Source organism: Mycobacterium sp. ML4 (assembly GCF_054515735.1).
On record NZ_JBTNSY010000015.1, the window covers coordinates 64,283 to 83,896 of the forward strand.

18 protein-coding genes are annotated in these 19,614 nt (G+C 67.0%); 11 read left to right on the forward strand and 7 right to left on the reverse strand.

Annotation, left to right across the window (positions count from 1 at the left end; translation table 11 throughout):
- Window positions 1-3: 3 nt before the first annotated feature.
- The 3 genes from ACX9NE_RS17960 to ACX9NE_RS17970 form a co-directional block, all read right to left on the reverse strand.
- The gene (locus ACX9NE_RS17960) at window positions 4-2,256 is read right to left on the reverse strand and encodes a SpoIIE family protein phosphatase (RefSeq protein WP_459363751.1); all 2,253 of its coding nucleotides are present in this window, start codon (window positions 2,254-2,256) and stop codon (window positions 4-6) included.
- Window positions 2,257-2,697: 441 nt separating this feature from the next.
- Window positions 2,698-3,474 carry a hydrogenase nickel incorporation protein HypB gene (hypB, locus tag ACX9NE_RS17965; protein WP_459363700.1) on the reverse strand — a complete coding sequence of 259 codons (777 nt, stop codon included), beginning with the start codon at window positions 3,472-3,474 and terminating at the stop codon, window positions 2,698-2,700.
- 12 nt (window positions 3,475-3,486) lie between these two features.
- Window positions 3,487-3,828, reverse strand: coding sequence for a hydrogenase maturation nickel metallochaperone HypA (locus tag ACX9NE_RS17970; protein ID WP_459363699.1), 342 nt, complete (start codon window positions 3,826-3,828; stop codon window positions 3,487-3,489).
- Between the two features lie 178 nt (window positions 3,829-4,006).
- Between ACX9NE_RS17970 and hypF the strand changes: the two genes are divergently transcribed.
- From hypF to ACX9NE_RS17995, 5 genes are all read left to right on the forward strand, one after another.
- Window positions 4,007-6,313, forward strand: coding sequence for a carbamoyltransferase HypF (gene hypF, locus ACX9NE_RS17975; protein ID WP_459363698.1), 2,307 nt, complete (start codon window positions 4,007-4,009; stop codon window positions 6,311-6,313).
- Window positions 6,286-6,573: a HypC/HybG/HupF family hydrogenase formation chaperone gene (locus tag ACX9NE_RS17980; RefSeq protein ID WP_459363697.1), complete on the forward strand. Its 288-nt coding sequence runs from the start codon at window positions 6,286-6,288 to the stop codon at window positions 6,571-6,573. Before hypF ends, ACX9NE_RS17980 begins: the two co-directional genes overlap by 28 nt.
- Entirely contained in the window at window positions 6,570-7,673 is a 1,104-nt protein-coding gene (gene hypD, locus ACX9NE_RS17985) for a hydrogenase formation protein HypD (protein WP_459363696.1), read from the forward strand. Before ACX9NE_RS17980 ends, hypD begins: the two co-directional genes overlap by 4 nt.
- A complete protein-coding gene (hypE, locus tag ACX9NE_RS17990; protein ID WP_459363695.1) occupies window positions 7,666-8,733 on the forward strand; it encodes a hydrogenase expression/formation protein HypE in 1,068 nt (355 codons plus the stop codon). Before hypD ends, hypE begins: the two co-directional genes overlap by 8 nt.
- Window positions 8,734-8,899: 166 nt before the next feature.
- Window positions 8,900-9,184, forward strand: coding sequence for a DUF3761 domain-containing protein (locus ACX9NE_RS17995; RefSeq protein WP_459370744.1), 285 nt, complete (start codon window positions 8,900-8,902; stop codon window positions 9,182-9,184).
- Between the two features lie 51 nt (window positions 9,185-9,235).
- On the opposite strand, the gene ACX9NE_RS18000 is transcribed toward ACX9NE_RS17995, so the two are convergent.
- Genes ACX9NE_RS18000 through rpe form a run of 3 tightly spaced genes read right to left on the reverse strand, consistent with a single transcriptional unit; the run spans window position 9,236 to window position 12,639 of the window.
- On the reverse strand, window positions 9,236-9,952 hold the full coding sequence (locus ACX9NE_RS18000) for an HAD-IA family hydrolase (RefSeq protein WP_459363693.1): 717 nt from the start codon (window positions 9,950-9,952) through the stop codon (window positions 9,236-9,238).
- A 3-nt stretch (window positions 9,953-9,955) separates the two neighbouring features.
- Window positions 9,956-11,962, reverse strand: coding sequence for a transketolase (tkt, locus tag ACX9NE_RS18005; RefSeq protein WP_459363692.1), 2,007 nt, complete (start codon window positions 11,960-11,962; stop codon window positions 9,956-9,958).
- The gene (gene rpe / locus ACX9NE_RS18010; RefSeq protein WP_459363691.1) at window positions 11,959-12,639 is read right to left on the reverse strand and encodes a ribulose-phosphate 3-epimerase; all 681 of its coding nucleotides are present in this window, start codon (window positions 12,637-12,639) and stop codon (window positions 11,959-11,961) included. The genes tkt and rpe overlap by 4 nt, the downstream gene beginning before the upstream one ends.
- A gap of 189 nt (window positions 12,640-12,828) precedes the next feature.
- Between rpe and ACX9NE_RS18015 the strand changes: the two genes are divergently transcribed.
- Together ACX9NE_RS18015 and ACX9NE_RS18020 are read left to right on the forward strand one after the other, a co-directional pair.
- Window positions 12,829-13,497, forward strand: a complete 669-nt coding sequence (locus ACX9NE_RS18015; RefSeq protein ID WP_459363690.1) for a response regulator — start codon at window positions 12,829-12,831, stop codon at window positions 13,495-13,497.
- A gap of 2 nt (window positions 13,498-13,499) precedes the next feature.
- Entirely contained in the window at window positions 13,500-14,681 is a 1,182-nt protein-coding gene (locus tag ACX9NE_RS18020) for a GAF domain-containing sensor histidine kinase (protein ID WP_459363750.1), read from the forward strand.
- On the opposite strand, the gene ACX9NE_RS18025 is transcribed toward ACX9NE_RS18020, so the two are convergent.
- Complete coding sequence (locus ACX9NE_RS18025) at window positions 14,669-15,667, reverse strand: class I fructose-bisphosphate aldolase (protein WP_459363689.1); 999 nt, start codon at window positions 15,665-15,667, stop codon at window positions 14,669-14,671. The two genes, ACX9NE_RS18020 and ACX9NE_RS18025, sit on opposite strands and share 13 nt — an antisense overlap.
- 148 nt (window positions 15,668-15,815) lie before the next feature.
- Here ACX9NE_RS18025 and ACX9NE_RS18030 point away from each other — a divergent pair, with 148 nt between their 5' ends.
- From ACX9NE_RS18030 to ACX9NE_RS18045, 4 genes are read left to right on the forward strand one after another with little or no spacing between them, the layout of a single operon-like run.
- Window positions 15,816-17,246 carry a form I ribulose bisphosphate carboxylase large subunit gene (locus ACX9NE_RS18030; protein WP_459363688.1) on the forward strand — a complete coding sequence of 477 codons (1,431 nt, stop codon included), beginning with the start codon at window positions 15,816-15,818 and terminating at the stop codon, window positions 17,244-17,246.
- Between the two features lie 10 nt (window positions 17,247-17,256).
- The gene (locus ACX9NE_RS18035; protein WP_459363687.1) at window positions 17,257-17,682 is read left to right on the forward strand and encodes a ribulose bisphosphate carboxylase small subunit; all 426 of its coding nucleotides are present in this window, start codon (window positions 17,257-17,259) and stop codon (window positions 17,680-17,682) included.
- Entirely contained in the window at window positions 17,679-18,623 is a 945-nt protein-coding gene (cbbX, locus tag ACX9NE_RS18040; RefSeq protein WP_459363686.1) for a CbbX protein, read from the forward strand. The genes ACX9NE_RS18035 and cbbX overlap by 4 nt, the downstream gene beginning before the upstream one ends.
- On the forward strand, window positions 18,620-19,522 hold the full coding sequence (locus ACX9NE_RS18045) for a LysR family transcriptional regulator (protein ID WP_459363685.1): 903 nt from the start codon (window positions 18,620-18,622) through the stop codon (window positions 19,520-19,522). Before cbbX ends, ACX9NE_RS18045 begins: the two co-directional genes overlap by 4 nt.
- Window positions 19,523-19,614 lie beyond the last annotated feature (92 nt).

The following is a 19,614-nucleotide window of genomic DNA, read 5'->3' on the forward strand; positions in this document are numbered from 1 at the left end:
TCCTCACGGCCGGCGCAGGGCGACGACGGTGACGTCGTCGTCGATGTTGTCTGATGCCATCTCGGTCCAAATCCAGGAAGCCGGTGCAGTGCCGGAGTTGCCGAGGGTTCGCGCCAGGCGGTCCAGACCGTCGTCGATCGACTCGCCGCGACGCTCCACCAGGCCATCGGAATACAGCACCAGCCCATGTCCCGGCTCGATGATGAACGCACTGGGCTCGTACCTGACGCCCTTGACGCCGATGGGCGGCGACAGCCGAATCGGCGCCTGAATCGCCCGTGCCGGCGAGCGGGTCAGATAGGGCATCAAGTGTCCCGCGCAGGCCGCCTCCACGTGCCCCGAGCCGAGATCGACCCGGGCGGCGACGACCGTGGCGAACGCGCTGGGCAACATGTGCAGGCAGAAGTCGTTGAGTTGGCTCAGTGCGTCGGCCGGGGTGGCGCCGGCGAACAGCTGAGCCCGCAGCGCGTTGCGCAACTGCGCCATGGTTCCGGCCGCCGTGATGCCGTGTCCTGCGACGTCACCGATCAACACGACCAACCGCCCGTCCCGCAGCTCGAACGCGTCGTACCAGTCGCCGCCGACGTTGTCACCCGCGGCCGGCTCGTAGTGCGCGGACAGATGCCATTCCGGCAGCGCCGGAATCGATTCCGGTAGCAGGCTGCGCTGTACCCGCTCGGCCACCCGCAGCGCGCCCCTGGTGCGGCGGTACAGCGATTCCACCAGATGGCGGCGCAAGGCCTCCGCGGACTCCGTCTCGCTGATGGTCCAGGGGTCGCTGCGCAGACGAACGACTTCACGCCATCGTTCGAAGGACTTGCGGGGGCTGAGCCGGACCTCGTCACCCGCACCGACCACGAGGGTCTTGTTGTGCGGGTCACCGCCCCAGTCCACCGAGCGCGGCACCTCGCGCCGGAACCAGATGGCGCACTGTCCGTCGGGCAGGTTGAGCGCCAGTGCACCCGCGGCCACTTGTTCGTCAAGGTCCAGTTCGGGCAACTCGTAGGCCAGGCAGTCGGTGCTCGCGATCTCGTCGCCGGCACCTCGCGCCCACTCGGCGACGGCGGACACGACGTGCGCCGGCGGAACCGATCCGTGGGTCCGGTAGTCGCCCTGGATGTCCACGACGACACCCCCGGCGGGCACCAGGTCCAGCAGGTCGGGCGCACCGAGCAGCGCAGCCGAGAGTGGTTCGCCGTCGTCCAGCGCGGCAGCGGTCAGCTTGGCCAGCACCGCCTGCGCGGCCAGTCGCTTGTGCAACTGGTCGCCTTCGAACCGGTCGACCAGCCGCAGCGACAAGGTGGATCCCAAGAACTCGGCCGCCGCCCGGGTCCCGAAGGGGGGCAGATGGGGTCCGGCGTAGTGGTGGCAGGCGATCAGTCCCCACAATCGGCCGTGGCGGAGCAACGAGATCGACATCGACGCATGCACGCCCATGTTCTGCAGGTACTCGATGTGAATGGGCGAGACACTGCGCAACGTGGCATGCGTGAGGTCCAGCGGCGCGCCGGACTCGGGGTCGAGGATCGGCACCAGCGGTGCGGGTGTGTAGTCGACGTCGGAGATCAGCCGGAGCCAGTTCTTCTCGTACAGCGCACGCGCCTGCGCCGGGATGTCGGTCGACGGGTAGTGCAGGCCCAGGAACGAGTTCAGATCGCTGCGCTTGCATTCTGCGACGACTTCGCCGTTGTAATCCTCGTCGTAGCGATACACCATGACCCGGTCGAAGCCGGTGAGCTCGCGGACTGCGCGAGCGGTGATCGCGTAGAGCTCGGCGAGTGTCCCGGCGCGGTTCAACTTCTCCACCGAGCTGCGAACGGCCTGATAGGTGTTGGGGAACGAGAACGGGCGCTCACCAAAGGCGACTTCAATCTCGACCAGCAACATGCGGGCGGGCGCGCGGTGCAGGATGGCGTCGAACGCGCGCGACTCGCCGGCGACGTCGATGTCGATCTCGAGCGGGTTGCGCTGGCTCAGATCGCTGAACGTCGATGCTGCCTGCTCGATGCGTCCGGCATTGTCGGCACCGACCAGAGCCATCAGCGGCCGACCGACGACGGTATCGACGCTGCGACCAAGCAGCTCGGCGACGTTTGCGCTGACCTGGCGCACCTCGAAGTCGGGTTCGCGGACCACCGCGAGCACCCCCCGGGGCTGGATGCTGCCCGGGATGTGGATCGGCTCGCGGGCGCAATTGGCCAGATCGATGGGCGTACCGGCCGGCAGCAGGTCAGAAACCGCCCCACCGTCCGGCATCGGCGACGTGACGCGCGACTCGTTGCTGGTCACATGACCGCCGAATCGGTTCCGGTCACGGCCTGCTCGGCAGGGGGCCGACGCACAAGCACTGAAAATTCCCCCGCGGCCCCCGAAAGGAGCATCGCTTTATCGGCGGAAGACAATTCGGTCGGATGCCCGCATCCGAGAGTTCACTCCCGCAACTTCTCCGTCAGGCTGCGATCTCAACCCCATAGACAATCTACGCATATGCACGCCGACTTGCCACGCCAGCCGTCGGCGCTGCCCTCGTCGTGAGGCATGTCGGCCGGCCGCCCTGATTCCCTGCGCGAATCGCCGGTCCGGAAATTTCCCGGAAATGCTCTGCGGGCCAATTGATTTCGTCATCGTCGTCGAGACGCAGACGATATTGCACGATGCCGCGCCGATAACGACCATCGCCAATCTCACAGCACCGCGCTACCGCAGTCGCGTACCCGACGCGGCGAACTGCCGCAACCAGTCGAACCACGCGTTCATGCCTTCGCCGGTGCGGGCGCTCACCGGCAGAATCGTTGCCGTCGAGTTCACCTGCCGAACATGCTCCATATAGGTGTCGACATTCGCGTCCAGGTGCGGAACCAGATCGATCTTGTTGAGCAGTACCACGTCGACCGCACGGAACATCACCGGATACTTCAGCGGCTTGTCCTCGCCCTCGGTGACCGAATACACCATCGCCTTGGCGTGTTCGCCGACGTCGAATTCCGCAGGGCAGACCAGGTTGCCGACGTTCTCGATGATCACCAGGTCAAGCTGTGGCAGGTCGAGGCCCTGAAGCGCGCGGTTGACCATCGGCGCGTCCAGGTGGCACTCGCCGCCGAATCCGTTATCGGTATTCAGCAGTGAGACCTGGGCGCCGCGGCCGCCGAGCTTGGCGGCGTCGAGGTCGGTTGCGATGTCGCCCTCGATCACGCCGACGGCAAGGTCGCCGGACAGTTCATCCAGGGTCGCGGCAAGCACCGTGGTCTTGCCCGAACCCGGCGAGCTCATCAGGTTCAGCACCCGGATGCCGTTGCTCTCGAACGCCGCACGGTTGATGTCGGCGCGCGAGTCGTTTTCGGCGAAAATCGACTCCAGGACCTCGATGCGCTGCGAACCGGTCGCATAGCCGCTGTGGTCACCGTGGTCACTGTGGTCATGCTCGTGGTCATGGCTGTGCACCGTGCCGTCGTCGTGTCGGTGAAACCTACCCATGTATCCGACCTTTCATGACACCTCTACGGAGGTAACGAGAAACTCGTTGCCGCGTACCACCTCGACGTCGGCGCTATCGCATGCCGGGCACCACACTGACCAGCGGGACTCGATCTGCGAACGTTGTCCGCAACTGCGGCACAGCACTTCGGCGGCGATCATCTCGAGTTCCAGCGCGGCGTCGACCATGTTCTCCTCGAGATGCTGGCACACCAGTGACCAACAGAAATCCAGCGACTCGGGCACCACTTGGCGCAGGGCGCCGACCTGCACCCGGACCACGTCGACGTGACGTCCCGCCGCGTGCGGCTTGACCACGCCCGCGATCGCATGGCAGAGCGACAATTCGTGCACTACACCATGCTGCCTTCCCGGGGTTATCGGTGTCGCGAAGATTGAGTGCGGAAAAACGCAGACTTTGTGTGCGAAATTGTGATTGTCGGCAGATTCGGGGCAGGTCTAGCCTGAGCGAGACCGCCCGCGTAGCCAGCCCTGTAGGCGTGGGGGTCCATTTGCTGCTCAGGAGGTTCAGGTGGGCAGTCGAAGTGGCACGGTGACGAGGGTGCGGTTGCGACTCGACATCGCGGGCGTGGTCCAAGGCGTCGGATTCCGTCCCGCCGTCGCGCGCATCGCCACGCGGCACGGTCTGTCCGGCTGCGTGTACAACGACTCCGGGTCGGTGCATTGCGAGCTGGAGGGACCGCCCGACGCGGTGGATGCCGCGGCGCACGCGATCAGCACCGACCACCCCCCGATGGCCCGCATCGACTCGATCCTGACTACTCCCGTGGCGCCGACCGGTGAGTCCGGGTTCCGGATCGTCGGTAGCCGAAGCGGCGAGGACCGCCGCACCCTGGTCCCGCCCGACATCGCGATCTGCGACGACTGTCTGCGCGAACTGCGCGACCCCGACGACCGTCGTTATGGCCATCCGTTCATCACCTGCACCAACTGCGGCCCGCGATACACGGTCATCACCGACCTGCCCTACGACCGTCGCGCGACCACCATGGCGCGATTCCCGATGTGCGGGCGGTGCGCGGCCGAATACCGCGACCCGCTCGATCGGCGCTTCCACGCCCAGACCATCGCCTGCCCGGGGTGCGGGCCGACGCTGTCCTGGCACGGCCCCGGCCCCGGTGACGATCCGGCGGCGGCGGCTGCTGCGGCGCTCAATGACGGCCTGATCGTCGCGGTGAAGGGGATCGGCGGGTTTCACCTTGCCTGTCGTGCCGACCGTACTGCCGTGGTGTCTGCGTTGCGGCGACGGAAATCCCGGCCGGCCAAGCCATTTGCGGTCATGGTGCCCGATATCGCTGCGGCAGAGGGCATCTGCGCGGTCGACGGGGAGGCGGCGAACCTGCTGCGGTCACCGGCTGCGCCGATCGTGTTGCTGCCCGGGCTGGACGCTTCGCTGCAGGCCGCGGTGGCCCCGGGTTTGTCCGAAATCGGTGTGGTGCTCGCGTATTCGCCGCTGCATCATCTGCTGTTCGACCGGTTGGGTCCGGTTCCGCTGGTGATGACGTCGGCGAACAACGGCGGCTCTCCCATCGTCTTCCGGGATGATCATCTGAGCTGGATCGACGGGCTGGCCGATGCTGTGCTCACCCACGACCGGCCGATACACGTACCGTGCGAGGATTCGGTGCTGGCCGTCGACAGTGACGGCGGTGTGGTGCCGATCCGGCGTTCCCGTGGTTACGCACCATTGCCGGTCGCGGTACCAACCGCGACGGGCGCGGCGATCCTGGCCACCGGCGGGGACATCAAGACCACGTTTTGTCTCATGTCTTCCGCGGGACATGCGCACATGTCGTCACACCTGGGCGACATGGCCGACCCACGGACCCAGACCAGCTTCGAATCCGCGCTCGATCACCTGGTTTTCATGACCGACTGCCGTCCCGAGTTCATCGCCTGTGACCTGCATCCGGCATATGCGACCACCAGCTGGGCGCGCCGGCAAGCTCGGCCGGTGGTGCAGGTGCAACACCACCACGCCCATGCGGTGTCGCTGTTGGCCGAGCACGGACGGCTGGGCATGCCGATGCTGGCGGTCGCGTTCGACGGCACCGGCTTTGGCACCGATGGCTCCATCTGGGGCGGTGAGCTACTGATGGTCACCGATCCGGCGTCCTTTACCCGGGTCGGACATCTCGAACAGTTTGCGCTACCGGGTGGCGACGCCGCGGTGCGCCGGCCCGGCCGGATCGCCATGGATCTGCTGCATCGTGCCGGAATCGGTTGGGCGCCCGGCATTCCGGCGGTCGACGGTCTGAGCGACCGGGATCGTCACGTGCTGGCTCAGCAGATACCGCGGTCCATCGGTTGTGTGCCGACCAGCAGCATGGGCCGGCTGTTCGACGCGGTGGCCAGCCTGCTCGGTGTCTGCCAGGACGTGACGTACGAGGGTCAGGCGGCAGTCGAACTCGAGCACCTGGCCCGGCGAGGTCGGCAAGTCCCGCTGGAGTTGAATGTGCAAGCAGGCATTCTGGACCCGGCGCCGCTGATCGTCGGGTTGGTGCACGGTCTGCGGGCAGGCACGCCCACAGCTGATCTGGCCGCCGGATTTCACGCCGCGCTGATCGCTGCCACCGTGCAGGCGGTGTGCCAGACCGCGTCAGGCATCGCAACGGTGGGCTTGACCGGGGGTGTCTTCGTCAACCGACTGTTACGTGAAGGTCTGCGTAATGAATTGGTGAACAGAGGTTTTGAAGTGCTGACGCACGCGGTGCTGCCGTGCAACGACGGTGGTCTTGCGTTGGGTCAGGCCGTGATCGCGGCGCAGCGACGAGAAAGGGGGACCAGCGTATGTGTCTCGGAATTCCCGGCAAGGTAGTCGACACCTGGGATGAGGCGGGGACGCGCATGTGCACCGTCGATTTCGGTGGCACCACCAAGACGGTGTGCCTGGCGTACCTGCCGGACATGCAGATTGGTGAATACACGATCGTGCACGCCGGATTCGCGATTACCCAACTGGATGAGGCCTCGGCTCAGGAGACGCTGCGGATGTTCGACGAACTCGGAGTGCTCGACGAGGAGTTGTCCGGTTCAGAAGGGCAAGTGGCAGGGCAGAGCAGGAAGGAACCGGCATGAAGTACTTGGACGAGTTCCGCGACCCGGTGGCCGCACGGACCCTGGTCGACCATATCAAACGGCGCGCCACCAAGACTTGGACCGTCATGGAAGTCTGTGGCGGACAGACGCATTCGATCATCCGCAATGGCATCGACCAGTTACTGGACGGCGCGGTGGAATTCATCCACGGGCCCGGATGCCCGGTCTGCGTGACGCCGCTGGAGATGATCGATCGCGCCTTGGAGATCGCCGCCCGCGACGACGTAATCTTCTGTTCCTTCGGCGATATGTTGCGGGTGCCCGGCAGCCGGCAGGATCTGTTCGGCGTCCGTGCCCGGGGCGGCGATGTCCGCATCGTCTACTCGCCGCTGGACGCCACCCGGGTGGCCGCGGACAACCCCGACAAGCAGGTGGTGTTCTTCGGGGTCGGCTTCGAGACCACCGCACCGGCCAACGCGATGGCCGTGGTGCACGCGCAACGCCTTGGGCTCACCAACTTCTCGATGCTGGTCTCGCACGTGCTGGTGCCGCCGGCCATGACGGCGATTCTGAGTTCAGCGACCAACCGCGTCGAGGGCTTCCTGGCCGCGGGGCACGTGTGCACGGTGATGGGCACCGGTGAGTACGGCCCGCTCGTCGATGAATTCCGCGTTCCGATCGTCATCACCGGGTTCGAACCGCTGGACCTGCTGGAGGGCGTCCGGCAGGTGGTCGATCTGCTCGAGGCCGGAACGCCGGAGCTACGCAACGCCTATCCGCGTGCGGTGACCGCCGCGGGCAACATCGTTGCGCAGCAGACACTGGCCGATGTCTTCGTGGTGACCGATCGGCAGTGGCGGGGAATCGGCATGATTCCGAAATCGGGGTGGACGTTGTCGCCGCGCTATGCGCAGTTCGACGCCGAATTGAAGTTCGGGGTCGGGCATCTGCGGGTCGCCGAGTCCGCGGAATGCCACAGCGGTGAAGTGCTGCAGGGACTCCTCAAACCCAACGAGTGCCCGGCCTTCGGAAAATCCTGCACGCCGCGGACGCCGCTCGGGGCGACCATGGTGTCCAGCGAGGGTGCCTGCGCGGCCTACTACCAGTTCCGGCGATTGGAAGCGTCCGCGCATGCCTGAGCCGCCCGTGGCGATCGACCCCGCCGACTGGGTGTGTCCGCTTCCGCTGCGCGAGACCAAACGCATCATCCTGGGCCACGGTGGCGGTGGCGTCCTTTCCGAGGAACTGATCGAAAACCTCTTCCTGCCGGCGTTCGGTGGAGTGGCCGGTGCGGCGCGCGATTCGGCGCTGATCGATGTAGCCGGCGGGCGCATCGCGCTGACCACGGATTCCTATGTGGTGCAACCGCTCTTCTTTCCCGGGGGCAACATCGGGGATCTGGCGGTCAACGGGACCATCAACGACTTGGCGTGCAGCGGAGCCCAACCCGTGGGCCTGACGGCCGGATTCATCCTCGAGGAGGGATTGGAGCTCGATGTGCTCGGCGCCGTCGCCGAGACGATGGGTAAGGCCGCATCGAATGCCGGCGTCGGCATCGTCACCGGTGACACGAAGGTGGTCACCAAGGGTGGCGCGGACCAGCTCTTCGTCAACACCGCCGGGATCGGGGTCGTGCCGCCCGGTGTGCACATCGGACCGGAACGCGCCCGGCCCGGCGACCACATCATCGTGTCGGGCAATCTCGGCGAACACGGCGTGGCGATCATGAGCGTGCGGGAAGGCATCGATTTCGGCACCGTCGTCACCACCGACAGTGCCCCACTGCACCGTCTGGTCGCTGCCATGCTCGAAGTGGCGGGCGGTGCTCTGCATGTGCTGCGGGACCCGACCCGGGGCGGATTGGTGGCGTCGGTCGCCGAGATCGCTCGTGCCGCTTCGGTCGGCATCGATCTGGAGCTGGCTGCGATTCCCGTCCCCGAAACGGTGTCGTCGGCGTGCTCGTTCCTGGGCCTGGACCCGTTGCAGGTCGCCAACGAGGGCAAGATGGTGGCGTTCGTCGACCCGTCGTGCAGTGAGGCGGTGTTGGACGCGATGCGGGCCCGCCCGGAGGGCGCCAACGCGGCGATCATCGGGCGCGTGGTTGCCGAGCATCCGGGCATGGTGGTCGGCAAGACACCGTTCGGAACCACCCAGGTCATTGAACGTCAATTGGGAGAACAGCTTCCACGGATCTGCTGAAGCGCACAGCCACGAAGCGCAGATAGCCGACGTCGTGCGAAGTCTTTCATGGATCTCGCTTCCGGACGGTTCGGCCGTGCTTACGCTTCTCAGCGTCTCAGGATGACATCCATGTGGGGGGAACATGTCTCGATTACTTGCCGGCACTGCTGTCCTGGCGATTACCATGAGCTGTCCAGTTGTTGCCAGTGCACTCTTTGCCGGTTCCGGCGGCGAGACACCGTCGCCGGTCCGTGTTGCCCAGTGCCAGTCGGGCTACTACAAGAACAGCAGCGGAAACTGCGTCGAACGACCGGACCAGAACCCGGACGGTGGGACGGCGGTGTGCCGCGACGGTACCCAAAGCCACAGCCAGACCAGGAGCGGTACGTGTTCCGGTCACGGTGGCGTTTCCCACTGGAGTGGTTGGGACCGCGAACATGCCACCGGTTCCGTCACGGTGTCGGTCTGACAGCCGGAGGCTGACGAAACCGGTTGCGCACCGGCCGAAAAGCTCTCCCGGTCAGCGTGCCCGGTCTGACCACCACCGGTGGAGTAAGTCGCGGCAATCCTCGACCAGCAGCTGACCGGGTTTGTCGAACCCTGGTCGCACCGCCGCCGCGCCGGTGAAGTCCTGGTCGACGGTGTAGTCGTTGGTCACGACCAGTGTGGCCAGGCCGGCCGTGCGGGCCGCCCGCAATCCGATCGCTGAATCTTCAACCGCCAGAACATCTTCGGGGGCCAATGCCAGCTGGCCCAGCGCCGTCAGGTACGCTTCGGGGTCGGGTTTGAGCCGTCGCACGTCGTCGCCGGTGACGATCACCTCCGCCACACCGTCCCCGACCACGTGACGGACCAGCGGTTCGACCCAACGTTTCCGGCCGGTCGTCGCGATGGCCACGCGGACATCGGATCGATGCAGATCGGCGATCAGCTTCGACAGTCCGGGACGGCCGCAGATCGCGCCGTTGAGGACGCGCATGGTGAACAGGGCCGTCTTGGTGCGGTGCACGTCCTCGGCCAGCCGGCCCGCGCGGGCACCGAACCCCCTGGACCGCAGGTCATGCATGATGCGGGGGCGCCCACCCGCGATCGCCAGCAGCCGGCCGTAAACCTCTGGCGTCCACACGATGTCGAGGCCGTGTTTGGCGAACGCGTCGTTGAACGCCAGCCGGTGACCGTTGCGTTCGGTGTCGGCCAGCGTCCCGTCGACGTCGAAGATGACAGCCTGTAGCGCCACGTGTCACCCGGATGCTCGCGCGATGCCGCGCAGCGCAGCTTCGGCAACCGCGGACGCGGTCAGGCCCAAGTGTGCGGCCACCTCCGGTCCCGGTCCACTCGCACCGAACTGGTCGAGGCCGATCACCGTGTCGTACGGTCTCGCCAGCGCCCGCCACCCGGTGGTCACCCCGGCCTCGATCCACACCACCGGAAGATCAGGCAACGCCGCGATTCGTTCCCGCCACATCGCCGAAACCACGATCGCGGCTATCCCTCGCTCGCCCAACAGTTCCGCGGCCTGCAACGCCAGCGCGACCTCAGACCCGCTGGCCGCCAGCATCACATGCGGGGTGTCGGCGACCGGGCGCACCACCCGCATGCCGTAGTGGCGGACGTCATCCAGGCCGTGACCGCCGAGCTCCGGCAGGTCTTGCCGGCTGAGCACCAAAACCGTTGGGCCGTCGATGTTGTCGGCCGCGATCTGCCACGCCAGTGCTGTCTCGGCGGCGTCGGCCGGCCGCAGCACGGTCAGGCCGGGGATAAGTCGCAACGACTCCAGCTGCTCGATGGGCTGGTGGGTGGGACCGTCCTCACCGACGTGTACCGAGTCATGGGTAAAGACATACACCACCGGCAGCTTCATCAGCGCCGAAAGCCGCAGGGCCGGCCGCAGATAGTCGGCGAAGACCAGGAAGGTGCTGCCGAACGGACGCAGCCCACCGTGTAGGGCGATGCCGTTCATGACCGCCGCCATGGCGTGCTCTCGGATACCGAAATGAATTGTACGACCGGTGAAGTCGTCCGGCGTGACATCGCCGCCGGGGATGGCGGTGTTGGTCGAGGCGGCCAGGTCCGCCGAGCCGCCCACCAGACCAGGGTAGACCCCGGCCAGCGCATTCAACGCCCTGCCGGAGGCCTTGCGGGTGGCCGACTTTCCGCCCGCGGCGGCACCGTCGGCCAGAGGTGTCAGCACCGACAGATCGTCGGCAACCGGAACGCAGTCCAACGGGAAATCCGCGGAGAGCTGCGGATGGTCCACCTGCCATGCGGCGTGGTTCCGGGCCCACTGCGCGTGCGTCGCGGCGCCGTGGGCGGCAGCCATCGCCGCTGCGGCGCCCACTGCACGCGGCACATGGAACTCCTCGTCGGGCCACTCCAGGCGGGTGCGCATCGATTGGATCACACCCGAACCCAGCGGGCTGCCATGGGCTTTCGAAGTGCCCTCGACCCCGGGAGCGCCAAAGCCGATGGTGGTGCGCACCCGGATGAACGTGGGTCTGCCATCGCCGTCGCATGCCTCGGTGAACGCCCGGTCGAGGGCAGGCACGTCGTTGCCGTCGGCAACGCTGAGCACCCGCCAGCCGTAGGCGGCGAACCGGCCCTCGGCGTCGTCGGCGCAACTCTGCGAGGCGGGTCCGTCGATGGTGATGTCGTTGTCGTCGAAGATCACGACCAGTTTGCCCAGCCGCAGCCGCCCTGCCAGTGAAGCGGCTTCGTGGCTGATTCCCTCCATCAAGTCGCCGTCGCCGGCGAGCACCCAGGTGCGGTGGCCGACGACGGTGTGCTGGTCGGTGTTGCACCGGGCAGCCAGCATCCGTTCGGCCAGCGCCATGCCGACCGCGTTCGCAATGCCTTGTCCCAGTGGACCTGTCGTGGTTTCGACACCCGGCGTATGGCCGTATTCGGGATGACCGGGCGTCGAGGAGCCGAGCTGCCGGAACCTGCGCAGCTGGCTGACCGGCAGGTCGTAGCCGAAGACGTGCAGCAGCGCGTAAAGCAGCATCGAGCCGTGTCCGGCGGACAGCACGAACCGGTCCCGGTCCGGCCAGCGCGGGTCGGCCGGATCGTGGCGCAGGTGGCGTGACCACAAAGTCCAGGCGATGGCGCTGGTGCCCAACGGCAGCCCGGGGTGGCCGCTGTTGGCCGCCTGTACCCCGTCGGCACCCAGGAACCGCAAGGTGTTGATTGCCAGCTGGTCCAATTCGTCCGTCAGGGTGGATGTTTCGCGGGTAAGCGGCGCGATGGTCATTGGGTAACCATTCTCTCGTTGGTTTCGCGGGCGGCGGCGCGGAGCGCCACGGCGCGCTCCGGCATGGAACCGGCGAACAGGGCGGAGCCGGCGCAGAAGACGTCGGCACCGGCTGCCGCGGCCCGGCCGATGGTGGAGGGGCCGATACCGCCGTCCACCTCGAGCTCGATACTCATTCCGCGACCGTCGATTTCGGCTCTGGCGGCCGCGATCTTGGGCTCCATGCTTTCCAGATAGCGCTGCCCGCCGAACCCCGGATTGACGGTCATGATCAACAGCAGGTCGGTGATGTCGAGGACGTCGATGACCGCGGCCAGGGGAGTGCCGGGGTTGAGCGCCACGCCGGCGCGCGCGCCGAGGTCGCGGATGGCCGACAGGGTGCGGTGCAGGTGCCGGCACGCTTCGGCGTGCACGATGACGATTCCACAGCCCGCCTCGACCCACCGCGGCAACATCGGGTCGGGATCCTCGACCATCAGGTGCGCCTCGAAACCGATCGTCACGATGTCGCGGCACGCGGCAATGACGTCGGGTCCGAACGTCAGGTTCGGCACGAACCGGCCGTCCATGACATCCCACTGGATGCGGTCGACGCCGGCGTGTTCGATCTCCGCGACGTCGCGGCCGAGTTCGGCGAAGTCGGCCGGTAGCACCGACGCGACCAACACTGGGTCCATCACCTCGAGCACCTCCCTTCCTGGGTCAATCTAAGATCACCGGTGATCGAGGGAATCCCCCATCGCGGGGGTGATGGGGGTGGTTTTACGACCGCCGAATGTGAAAGTCACGACGGTCCGCCGGCGCGTCGCGTCGCGTAATTCACGCTCGGCCGGATAAGAGGTTGCCTTCGCGCTTATCGTTGACGCATGACGGTGGTAACCGCGACACCCGTTCGCGTCGTATTGGTCGATGATCATCAAATGGTCATCGAGGGTCTCAAGGCCATGCTCGCCTCGTTCAAGAACCGGGTACGCGTCGTCGGGGAGGCGGTAGGCGCCGAGAACGCGATCGGAGTCATCCAGAGCCTGCAGCCTGACATCGTGCTGTGCGACGTGCGTATGCAGGGCGCCAGCGGGCTCGATCTGTGTCGCACGATCCGGGAACGCAACCCGGCATCCAAGGTGATTCTGCTCTCGGTCTACGAGGACGAGCAGTACTTGTTTCAGGCGCTGCGGGTGGGGGCGTCCGGCTACCTGCTCAAGGGCATCAGCAGCGACGAACTGGTGCGCCAGCTCGAGTATGTGCAAGGCGGTTCGACGGCGATCGACGCCGGCCTGGCGGCCCGCGCCGCCGACACCGCGGCCCGTCTGCAGCGCGACGAATTCTGGCCGGGAGCGCGGCAGGGCCTCAGTCAGCGCGAAAGCGAGATCCTGTCGTTCGTGGTCGCCGGCCTGTCCAATCGGGGCATCGCCGGCAAACTCGTCATCGGCGACGAGACGGTGAAGAGTCATCTGCGTTCCATCTACCGCAAGCTGGGCGTCAACGATCGCACCGCGGCGGTGGCGGTGGCGCTGCGCGAGGGGATCTATCGGTGAACATGCGGGGTTTGGTGGACGCCGACCGCGAGGTGGCGCTGCTGCTCGACATCGTGGCCGCTACCGGCAGCGGTCCGGCGGTCGAGCCGGTGGCGGCGGCCGTCGCCGGGCTCATCACCGCCGCCACCGCGTCCGACGTCTGCTTCGTCCACGTACTCGACGACTCCGGCGGCTCGCTCACGCTGGCCGGTGCGACTCCACCCTTCGACGAATACATCGGCCAGGTGCAGCTGCGACTCGGTGAGGGCGTCTCCGGCTGGGTCGCCCAGCGCCGCGAACCCGTCGTGATCACCAGCGGAAAGGACGAGGACCCGCGCTACGTCCCGATCGCGGCGTTGCGCGGATCGGACTTCACCTCGATGGCGTCGGTCCCGATGGAGACCGGCCTGGGGCGGCTCGTGGGTGTGCTCAACGTGCACACCGTGGCCCGCCGCGAGTTCACCGAACGCGACATCCAACTGCTGTTGGCCATCGGCCGATTGACCGCCGGCGCTCTCGACCAGGCGCGGGTGCACCGGCAGCTGGCGGCCAAAGAACGGGTGCACGGGAACTTCGCCGAACAGGTGATCGCCGCGCAGGAGTCCGAGCGCCGCCGCCTGGCCGGCGACATCCACGACGGCATCAGTCAGCGACTGGTCAGCCTGAGCTATCGGCTCGACGCCGCCGCCCGTGCGGTCGAAACCGAGGACTCCGCGCAGGCCACCGAGCAGCTGGAGAAGGCCCGCGACCTGGTCGACCTGACGCTCGCCGAGGCGCGCTCGGCGATCGGCGGCCTGCGCCCACCCGTCCTTGACGACCTGGGCCTGGCCGGCGGTCTGGCCAGCCTGGCCTCGACGATCCCGGAAGTCGACCTGGATCTCGAACTGGCCGACGAGCGGCTCTCCGAACACGTCGAGGTGGCGTTGTACCGCATCGCTCAGGAGTGCCTTCAGAACGTTGTCAAACACTCGCGCGCGATGACTGCCCGCGTCCGTTTCGCAGTGTCCGACGGCGAGGCCCGGCTGGAAGTCGCTGACGATGGCGTGGGTTTCACCTCGGCGCCCAGCCGGGCGCCCACGAGCTACGGGATGTTGTCGATGACAGAGCGCGCCGAGTTGGTGGGCGGGCGGCTGGCGGTTCGGTCCACGCCGGGATCGGGAACCACGGTGACCGTGACCGTGCCGCTGGCGGGTCAGGCCGGCTGAAGCTCACCCCGCAGCCGCAGCGCCGCGGCATTGGCGCTCACGTGGCTCGACAATGCGTCCTGCGCCGCAGGGATCTTCAGCTCGTCACCACGCCATGCCTGCAGCGCGGGGGACACCAGGGCCCGGCCGAACGAAAACGTCAACGGCCATGGCGTGCGGTGGTACTGCAGCGCGGCGAGGTTTGCTGTGGCACGCTCCGGCGACTGGCCGCCGGACAGGAACGCCACGCCGGCCAGGTCGCCCGGCCAGGCGCGCAGCACCGAGACCGTCGCCTCAGCCACCTGATGCGCGGTGGCCTGGACCGCGTGGTCCTCGCCCTCGATCACCATGTTGGGTTTCAGCACGATGCCGGCCAGATCAACGTGCAGCAGGCCGAGTTGCTGGCGCAAGGCGGCGTGCACGCTCGCGGTCACCTCGGCACACCGTTCGATGCCGTGGTCTCCGGTCATCAGGACCTCGGGTTCGACGATCGGCACGATGCCCGCTTCCTGGCAGGCCGCGGCGTAGCGGGCCAGGGCGTTGGCGTTGCAGGCAATCGCGCCCCAGCTCGGGGTGTTGTCGCTGATGGTGAACACCGCGCGCCACTTGGCGAACGCTGCGCCCATTGCCGCGTACCGCGTCAGCCGGGCCGGCAGGCCGTCCAATCCCTCGGTCACGGTTTCACCGGGCAGGCCGGGACACGGTTTGGCGCCCGTGTCGACCTTGATGCCGGGCAGCATGCCGAGTTCGCGGACGGCCTGGGGAAACGGACGGCCGTCGCTGAACACCTGGGTGAGGGTCTCCTCGCAGAAGATGATTCCGGAGACTCCCTCGGCCAGACCCGGTGTGCTGGTCAGGAGCTCACGGTAGGTGCGGCGACTGTCCGCGGTCGCGGTGACGCCGGACTGCTCCAGCCGGCTGGACATGGTCGCAACGCTCTCGTCGGCGGCCAGAATTCCTTTGCCGGGTGCGGTCATGGCCCGGGCGATCTTCCTGCATGTGTTCATGCGGGACACCGTAGGAATCGCATCGGCACCCGGTCCTCACCCGAACGGTGGAACCTGCGGGGGACCGCCGATACTTAATCGTTTACTTCAGAATTAATGCTCTATTGTCGATAGACAGCTTCAGTATCGCACTGACACGATTCGAGCCATGAAACAGAGATGGAACGCGGGAGTGATCCCGTACGCAGAAATGGGTTACTGGCAGCCGGACTACGTGCCGAAGGACACCGACGTCTTGTGTGCCTTCCGGATCACCCCGCAGGAGGGGGTTCCCCCCGAGGAGGCCGGCGCGGCCGTCGCAGGCGAATCGAGCACCGCGACGTGGACGGTGGTCTGGACCGACCGGCTCACCACGTTCGAGCACTATCAGGCCAAGTGCTACCGCGTCGACGCGGTGCCGAATACGCCCGGACAGTGGATCGCCTGGATCGCCTATGACCTCGACCTGTTCGAGGAAGGCTCGATCGCCAACCTCACCAGCTCGATCATCGGCAACGTGTTCGGGTTCAAACCGCTCAAGGCGCTGCGGCTGGAAGACATGCGGATACCCACCCACTACGTCAAAACCTTCCAGGGTCCCGCTCACGGCATCGTGATGGAACGCGAATACCTCGGCAAGTTCGGCCGGCCGCTGCTGGGTGCCACCACCAAGCCCAAGCTCGGACTCTCGGCGCGCAACTACGGCCGCGTCGTCTACGAAGGCCTGCGCGGTGGCCTGGACTTCACCAAGGACGACGAGAACATCAACTCGCAGCCGTTCATGCGCTGGCGTGACCGCTTCCTGTTCTGCATGGAGGCGGTGAACCGGGCGCAGGCCGCGACCGGTGAGACCAAGGGGCACTACCTCAACGTCACCGCCGGGACCATGGAGCAGATGTACGAGCGGGCGGACTTCGCCGCCGAACTGGGCTCGGCGATCGTGATGATCGACCTCACCGTCGGCTACACGGCGATCCAGTCCATGGCCAAGTGGGCACGCGACAACGGCGTCATCCTGCACCTGCACCGCGCCGGGCACGGCACGTACACCCGGCAGAAGACGCACGGAGTCAGCTTCCGGGTCATCTCCAAGTGGATGCGGCTGGCCGGCGTGGACCACATCCACGCGGGAACCGTCGTCGGCAAGCTCGAGGGCGACCCCAACACCACCGCGGGTTTCTACGACACGCTGCGTCTCGACAGCGTCAAGGCCGACCCGGTCAAGGGCCTGTACTTCGACCAGGAGTGGGCGTCGATGCCTGCCGTCATGCCGGTCGCTTCCGGAGGCATCCACGCCGGTCAGATGCACCAACTCATCCACTACTTCGGCGACGACGTGGTGCTGCAGTTCGGTGGCGGCACGATCGGCCACCCGATGGGCATCGCCGCCGGTGCCGAAGCCAACCGGGTGGCGATGGAAGCCATGATCAAGGCCCGCAACGAAGGCCGCGATTACTACCACGAGGGTCCCGAAATCCTGAAGAAGGCCGCATCACGCAACCGGGCGCTGGATACCGCCCTGGCCACCTGGGGCGACATCACCTTCAATTACGAATCCACCGACACCCCCGACGTCGTCGCGACGCCAACTCCGATCTAAGGAGCCACTCATGCGAATCACTCAGGGCACCTTCTCCTACCTGCCCGACCTCACTGACGAGGAGATCACCGCCCAGATCAACTACGCGCTCGGCCACGGCTGGCCGCTGTCGGTGGAATTCACCGACGACCCGCATCCGCGCAATGTCTACTGGGAGATGTGGGGGCTGCCGATGTTCGATCTTCAGGACGCGGCCGGCGTCCTGCTCGAGGTCAACGCGTGCCGGGCGGCCAACCCGAACAGCTACATCCGCCTCAACGCGTATGACGCGAGCCTGGGCAGGCAGACGACGGCGCTGTCCTTCATCGTCAATCGGCCCGCCGAAGAGCCCGGCTTCCGGCTGGAGCGTGCCGAGCAGGCCAACCGGAAGATCGGCTACTCCACGTTCGCGTATGCCACCCAGCGGCCGAGCGGGCAGAGGTACGAGCCGTCATGACCGCGTTCGGCTACCGCCCCGGCGCCGTTGCCGAGGAACCCGAGCCCGAGATTCTGGACCCGGATGCCGTCGTCGACCTCGCGGCGGTCCGGTCCACCTCGGGCGTCGACGAGGTGCTGACCGGGCTGGACCGCGAACTGATCGGTCTGGAGCCGGTGAAGACCCGCATCGCCGAGATCGCCGCGTTGCTGCTGATCGACCGGATGCGGGAACGCTTCGGCGTGCAGGCCGCGCAACCGACTCTGCACATGTGCTTCACCGGCAATCCGGGGACCGGCAAGACCACCGTGGCGATGCGGATGGCCGGCCTGTTGCACCGGCTCGGCTACCTGCGGCGCGGGCACCTGGTCAGCGTCACCCGCGACGACCTGGTCGGCGAATACGTCGGCCACACCGCGCCGAAGACCAAGGACGTGATCAAGCGGTCAATGGGCGGCGTGCTGTTCATCGACGAGGCCTACTACCTCTACAAGGCCGAGAACGAGCGCGACTACGGCGGCGAAGCCATCGAGATCCTGCTGCAGGTGATGGAGAACAACCGCGACGACCTGGTGGTGATCCTGGCCGGTTACGCCGACAAGATGGACCAGTTCTTCTCCGCCAACCCCGGGATGCAGAGCCGCATCGCGCACCACATCACGTTTCCGGACTACACCGTCGGCGAACTCGAGGACATCGCCGGGCTGATGATCGCCGGGTTGGGATACCGGTTCTCCGACGACGCGCGGGCGGTGTTGCATCAATATCTGCACCGGCGCCGCGACCAGCCGTGGTTTGCCAACGCGCGCAGCGTGCGCAACGCGTTGGAGCGGATGCGGCTGCGGCACGCGCGCCGGCTGCTCGCCGATGCCGACACGCCGGTGGGGCTGTCGGCGCTGATCACCATCGAAGCGGCAGACCTATTGGCCAGTCGGGTGTTCGAGACACGAGAGACGGCGTGACCACCAACGCGCGCCTGCGGGCCCTGGTCGAGGTAGCCGACAGCGGCTCGGTGCGGGGGGCTGCGGAGCGTCTGGTCGTCACCGAGTCCTCGATCTCGTCGGCGCTGCGCGCGCTGAGTCAGGATATCGGGATCACGCTGGTCGACCGGCACGGGCGGGGAGTGCGGCTGACACCGGCGGGGTTGCGCTACGTCGAATACGCGCGCCGCATCCTCGGACTGCACGACGAGGCCATCCTGGCCGCCCGCGGCGAGGCGGATCCCGAACACGGCTCGATCCGGCTGGCCGCCGTGACGTCGGCCGGGGAGTTGCTGATCCCGGCAGCGCTGGCGTCCTTCCGCCGCGAGCATCCCGGGGTGGTGCTACACGTCGAAGTGGCCGCGCGCAGCGCGCTGTGGCCGATGTTGACGCGGCACGAAGTGGACCTGGTGTTCGCCGGACGTCCGCCCGAGGAGTTGCGCAAGAAGGTGCTTGTCCGGGCCGTCAGCCCCAATACGCTGATCGTGGTGGGCCGTCCGGCAGTCGCAGACGGATTCGCCCCGGCGGCGGCCACCTGGCTCCTGCGTGAACAGGGGTCGGGCACCCGTTCGACGCTGATGACTTTGCTCGAGGACCTGGACGTCGCACCGCCGCAGCTGGTGTTGGGATCGCACGGCGCGGTGGTCTCGGCGGCGGTCGCCGGGCTGGGCGTGACCCTGGTGTCGCGCCAAGCGGTGCAGCACGAGCTGGACTGCGGCGCGCTCGTCGAGCTGCCGGTGCCGGGCACGCCGATCAAGCGGCCCTGGCATGTGGTCAGCCAACCGACCCCGCCGATGGCCACCGAGCTGCTGATCCGGCATCTGCTGTCTCATCAGGAGCTGGGTTGGCGGCAGGTCAGTGCGGTGCGGCGCGCGTCGTAATAGCGTCTGAGTGTGAACGTGGGGAGTTGCGTGTGCGCCTACCGCGCGATCTCGTCGATTTTCGCGCGGTAGGCGCACACTCGACGCGGTAG